At 67.1% G+C, this 1,038-nt stretch carries 2 protein-coding genes; both read left to right on the plus strand.

Going from position 1 to position 1,038, the window contains the following annotated elements; translation table 11 throughout:
• Positions 1 to 495 (plus strand): SMC-Scp complex subunit ScpB (scpB, locus tag J7E68_RS19080; RefSeq protein WP_215175116.1); only part of this gene is annotated, 495 nt, incomplete at its 5' end.
• A 55-nt stretch (positions 496 to 550) separates the two neighbouring features.
• Positions 551 to 1,038 (plus strand): pseudouridine synthase (locus tag J7E68_RS19085; protein WP_251049176.1); only part of this gene is annotated, 488 nt, incomplete at its 3' end.

A 1,038-nucleotide genomic window follows, 5' to 3' on the forward strand; every position in this document is an offset into this window, starting at 1 on the left:
GTCGCACTCGCGGCTGCGGTCGGCTGGCCGGTCGCGGCGGGGCGCCAGACGATCGAGACCCTGGTCGACGACGACGACGGCAAGGGGCAGGGTCCTCGTCGCGGCTGCGAGCTGCGCGAGGTCGGCGGCGGGTGGCGCCTCTACGTGCGGGAGGACCATGACGACGTGGTCGCCGAGTTCGTCGGCGGTCAGGCTCCTGCCCGTCTGTCGCAGGCAGCGCTCGAGACTCTCGCCGTGATCGCCTACAAGCAGCCGGTCACGCGCAGTCAGGTCGCGTCGATCCGCGCGGTCAACGTCGATTCGGTCGTGCGCACTCTGCTCGCACGCGGTCTCATCACCGAGCTGTTCGCGGACTCCGAGACCGGTGCGATCAACTACGGCACCACCGATGCACTGCTGCAGCATCTGGGCATCAACTCGCTCGATGACCTGCCGCCGATCTCTCCGCTGCTCGACGACGGCGCGGACGGCTTCGACGAGGGGACCATCCGGTGACCTCGGTTCGGCCCGCAGACCTACAGAATTCCAGTTTCGACGAAGGGACCATCCGATGAGCGGCTTCGAGACACCAGAGGGCATCCGCCTGCAGAAGGTGCTGTCGGCGGCAGGCGTGGCCTCCCGGCGAGTCATCGAGCAGTACATCGTCGAAGGACGCATCCGCGTGAACGGCGAGACCGTCACCGAGCTCGGCCGTCGCGTCGACCCTGAGACCGACCTCATCGACGTCGACGGCACGGCCGTGCAGCTCGATGTGTCGAAGCGCTACGTGATGCTGAACAAGCCGACCGGAGTGGTCAGCAGCATGCGCGATGAGAACGGTCGACCGGATCTGCGCGTCTTCACCGACGACTACGAGGAGCGCCTGTACAACGTCGGCAGGCTGGACGCGGAGACGAGCGGACTGCTGGTGCTGACGAACGACGGCGACCTCGCGCACGTGCTCGCTCACCCGTCCTTCGGCGTCACCAAGGTGTACATCGCCAAGGTCGAGGGCGAGGTGACCGCGCAGACGATCTCGAAGCTGACCAAGGGCATCGA

This window comes from Microbacterium sp. ISL-103 (assembly GCF_018613995.1).
Lineage (GTDB): Bacteria > Actinomycetota > Actinomycetes > Actinomycetales > Microbacteriaceae > Microbacterium.